Genomic DNA, 4092 nt, shown 5'->3' with positions numbered 1-4092 from the left:
CTCCGGGGGCGACCAGGACGCTGCCGACGAGGACGAAGGCGCTGGTCAGCGCGACGCGGAGCGCGAGGTGCGCGTGCACACCTCGTGCCGGGCCGACCGCAGAGCCACGTCGGGACACCCTGCCCACTCCTTCATGGGCGCGGGCGGGGCCGACGACGGCCCCGGTCCGCGCGCACGTCCACTTTAGGCCGGTATGACCGGGATCACACGGGTGAAGGCGTGGCGCCGGAGATCGGGGGCTCGACGGGCGTCGGCGGCCAGCTCAGCCGACCGCTGACGCTCGCGGTGGTGTCGGGCCGGACCTGCACCAGCTGGTAGTCGACGAACCGGCGTGAGGCGGGGTCCCAACGCAGCACGGTCATCTCCGCGATGCCGTTCAGCGGCCCGACCGTGGGCTGGCCGAGCGTCGCGCCCGCCGTGCTGGAGCTGATGTAGCGCACGCCGAGCCCCTCGCGCTCGGGTCCGTACCGCTTGTGCAGGTGGCCCGAGATCTGCGCGGGGACGCAGCCGCTGTCGAGGGCGGGCTGGCCCACCGCCGGCGTGTGGATGAGCAGGAGGTCCACACCGTCGGAGTCGTCGCACGCGACCTCGGCCAGCCGGTCGGCCTCGTCGTCGGCCGACTCCTTGCCGGCCAGCGCCGTGCCCCCCGCCCCGACCCGCGTCTCGTTGGGGTCGCGGTCGCCGAGGATGCGCAGGCCGTCGACCTCGACCACCTTGCCGCCCAGGACGGTCGCGCCCGCCTTCGCGTAGTTGGTCGAGGTCTGCTGCGAGTCGTGGTTGCCCGGCGACGTCACCAGCTCGACGCCGTCCGGGATCGCCCGGGCGAACGTGGTGACGCAGTACTGCTCGACGGATGTGCCGTTGAGGGTGGTGTCGCCGGCGTCGAGCACCAGGTCCGCCTTCGACCGGAGCACGAGGGTGCGGATGAGGGGGGCCATGCCGACGTTGCAGTGCAGGTCCGAGACCAGGACGACCGTGACCAGGTCGGCCTCGTCGACGAYGGTGGGGGTCGGGGTCGGACTCTCGCTCCCGCTCGGGCTCGGGTCCGGGGTCGCGGTCGGCTGCGCGTCCGCCCACGCGTCGAGGGTCTCCTGCCGGTCGTCCCACGCCACCTTCAGCGACGCGTTCGCCTCGTCGTAGAACTTCTGGTTCTTGCGCAGCTCGGCGACGACCTGCCCGCCGTAGGTGTCGATCACGCCGCCCAGCCGGCCCGTGACGCGCGCGCCCTCGAGCGGCGTGCCGTCGAAAACCGCCGACGCCGGTGCCGAGTCGGTCGGCTGGTCGCGCTGCCCGAGGCTCGACGTCGTGACGGTCCCGACGAGCACGACGGCGATCACCCCGACGACCACGGGCCGCGCGTACGGGTGCACTCGGACCCGGAGCTCCTCGCGCCGGACCGCACCGAGGAGCCCGCGAGCGAGGAACCAGGCGCCGAGCAGGACCGCGAGCGCCAGCGCGGTCCGCTCCAGCGCGTCGGTGACCAGCGCCCGGGCGACGTCCTGCACGGTCGCCTGCGGCCCCGAGAAGAACTGCAGGTAGCTCTGCAGGTCACCGCTGAGCGCCTGGAGCGTCCGCGCCTGGTCGAGCTCGGTGACGGCGGCCGGGATCTCCTGCACCGTGACGCGCACCCCGAGCGTGAGCGGGAGCGGCGAGTCGATCTGCAGCGTCCCGAGCGGCCCGAGGTCGACGGTCACCGTGTCGTCCGTCGTGACGTCGTACCGCGCCTCGTGCGGCCCGAGGCTGCCCTCGACCGACGCGGTCGTGATCCCGAAGACGAGGGCGACGAGCACGGCACCGACCGCGAGGAGGGCGCGCGGCCACCATCGACGCTCGACGCCCGGTTCCAGGCCGCTCGGGTGGCTCATCGCCTCCGAGCCTATGCGGGGCGGGCCGGATCAGGACTGCGCGTCGCGCCAGGCCACCCACTCGGCGGCCAGCGAGAGGTCGTAGTCCGGACCGCTGGCGCCGATCGTGAACAGCGTCGCCCCGGCGGCGACGAGGGCGTCGGCCACCTTCTCGGGCGAGACCCCGACCCCGACCGACCGCTCGACCAGCGAGCCCGTGTCGCGGCCGACCTCGGCGCCGTGCTCGTCGAGGATCGCGCTCTTGCGGGTCAGCGTGCCGACGTCCCCGAACGAGTGCCACACGTCCGCGTGCTCCGCGACGACGCGCAGGGTCTTGCGCTCGCCGCCGCCGCCGATGAGCACCGGGATCTCCCGCGTCGGGGTCGGGTTGGACGCCGCCCAGCGCGCCTTGATCCGCGGGAGCGCCTGCGCCATGTCCGCGATCCGCGCGCCCGCGGTACCGAACTCGTAGCCGAACTGGTCGTAGTCCTTCTCGAACCAGCCGGCGCCGATCCCGAGGATCAGCCGGCCGCCGCTGATGTGGTCGACGGTCCGGGCCATGTCCGCCAGCAGCTCGGGGTTGCGGTACGAGTTGCACGTGACCAGCGCGCCGATCTGCACGGTGCTCGTCTGCTCAGCCCAGGCGCCGAGCATGGTCCAGCACTCGAAGTGCTTGCCGTCCGGGTCCCCCGAGAGCGGGAAGAAGTGGTCCCAGTTGAAGATGATGTCGACCCCGAGGTCCTCCGCGCGGCGGACCGCGTCGCGGATCTGGGTGTACTCGGCGTGCTGGGGCTGGAGCTGGACTCCGATGCGGAAGGGGTGCGTCATGGTGTCGAGCCTACGGACGGGTCCGGGATCGGGCCGTGCGAGAAGCGGTCAGGAACTGACCTGTTCCGCAGGGATGCTGGTGTTCACGCCGATACAAGGAGGTCCCCATGGACATGAAGCTCGAGCTCGTCTCCGTCCCCGTCAGCGACATCGACCGCGCGAAGGCGTTCTACGTCGACCAGGTCGGGTTCGTCGCCGACCACGACGTCACCGTCGACGAGACGCTCCGGTTCGTGCAGCTGACTCCGCCGGGCTCCGCCTGCTCGATCGTGCTCGACGTGACCATGACGTCGATGCCGCCCGGCGCGCAGCAGGGGCTGCAGGTGGTGGTCGACGACGCCGACGCCGTCCACGACCTCCTGGTCGCTCGCGGCGTCGAGGCCGAGCCGGTCGTGGAGTTCCCGTGGGGACGGTTCACGTTCTTCACGGACCCCGACGGCAACCGCTGGGCCGTGCAGCAGATGATCCGTCCCTCCTGATCAGCGCGCGTCCGCCGTCGCGGCGATGAGCAGCCCCGCCGCGGCGCGGACCTGCTCGATCTGCTCGAGGGTCAGGCCGAGCCCGTCGACCATCGCGGCCGGGATGCCGACGGCGTCCTGCCGCATCGCGCGGCCGGCGTCGGTGACGACGATGTCGAGCGCGCGCTCGTCGTCGGCGGACCGCTCCCGGCGGACCAGGCCCATCGCCTCCAGCCGCTTGACCAGCGGCGACGCGGTCGCCGGCTCCAGGTGCAGCAGCGCGGCGAGCTCCTTGAGCGAGAGCCGCCCGTACTGCCAGAGCGCGAGCATCGCGAGGTACTGCGGGTGCGTCAGCCCGAGCGGCTCGAGCAGGGGCCGGTAGAACGCGACGAGGCTGCGCGCCGCCGCGGAGACGGTCAGGCACACCTGGGCCTCGACGGCGAGGGGATCGTCCATGCCCGCATGGTAGATCGTGTGCATATAGTTAGGGCACGAACTACCGAGGAGACATCCGTGCCGAAGAAGCGTCGCCGCGACATGACCGAGTGGTTGGTCACCTACCTCGGCCCCGCGCAGGTGGGCAACATCCGCGGGCCGCGCAAGGCGCTCACGGACGACGAGCGCGCCCGGGACGCCGAGCTGCAGCAGGGGTTCGAGCGCGTGGTCGACGCGAACGGCCGGTCGTTCCTGGTGCAGCGCCCGGCCGCCGGGGCCTGACCCTCAGCCGCCGGTTCCGCCGCTCTCCTGCACCGGCACCACGTGCCAGAACCTCCAGCCCGCGGGGACGACGTCCCAGGACGGGTCGGGCCGGAACCGGGGCGTCGGCTGCCACCCGGGCGGCGGCGCGGGCCACGTGGGCGGCACGCAGAACTCCGTCGCCACGTGCTCCGGGAGCTCCCCGCGCTCCCACGACTCCCCGTACAGCCCGACCCGCTCGTTCGCGATCTTCTGCGCCAGGGCAC

General features: G+C 72.8%; 5 protein-coding genes and 1 pseudogene. 2 read left to right on the top strand and 4 right to left on the bottom strand.

Annotated features, from left to right (window positions below; translation table 11 throughout):
- Nucleotides 1-203: 203 nt before the first annotated feature.
- Entirely contained in the window at nt 204-1865 is a 1662-nt protein-coding gene (locus ACXJKG_RS19930) for a metallophosphoesterase family protein (protein WP_456847464.1), read from the bottom strand.
- Between the two features lie 30 nt (nt 1866-1895).
- Nucleotides 1896-2672 carry an LLM class F420-dependent oxidoreductase gene (locus ACXJKG_RS19925; protein WP_456847463.1) on the bottom strand — a complete coding sequence of 259 codons (777 nt, stop codon included), beginning with the start codon at nt 2670-2672 and terminating at the stop codon, nt 1896-1898.
- A 107-nt stretch (nt 2673-2779) separates the two neighbouring features.
- On the opposite strand from ACXJKG_RS19925, the gene ACXJKG_RS19920 reads away from it, so the two are divergent.
- Entirely contained in the window at nt 2780-3151 is a 372-nt protein-coding gene (locus tag ACXJKG_RS19920) for a VOC family protein (protein ID WP_456847462.1), read from the top strand.
- Here ACXJKG_RS19920 and ACXJKG_RS19915 read toward each other — a convergent pair whose 3' ends face one another.
- Nucleotides 3152-3586, bottom strand: coding sequence for a MarR family winged helix-turn-helix transcriptional regulator (locus ACXJKG_RS19915; RefSeq protein WP_456847461.1), 435 nt, complete (start codon nt 3584-3586; stop codon nt 3152-3154).
- A 57-nt stretch (nt 3587-3643) separates the two neighbouring features.
- On the opposite strand from ACXJKG_RS19915, the gene ACXJKG_RS19910 reads away from it, so the two are divergent.
- Complete coding sequence (locus ACXJKG_RS19910; RefSeq protein WP_456847460.1) at nt 3644-3847, top strand: hypothetical protein; 204 nt, start codon at nt 3644-3646, stop codon at nt 3845-3847.
- Nucleotides 3848-3850: 3 nt separating this feature from the next.
- On the opposite strand, the pseudogene ACXJKG_RS19905 reads toward ACXJKG_RS19910, so the two are convergent.
- Nucleotides 3851-4092 (bottom strand): annotated as a pseudogene (locus tag ACXJKG_RS19905) (hypothetical protein); the annotation flags it as partial.

The sequence above is a fragment of the Cellulomonas sp. P5_C6 genome (genome assembly GCF_054049635.1).
Note: the sequence above shows the minus strand (reverse complement) of the source record. Positions and strands in the feature narration are given on the sequence as shown.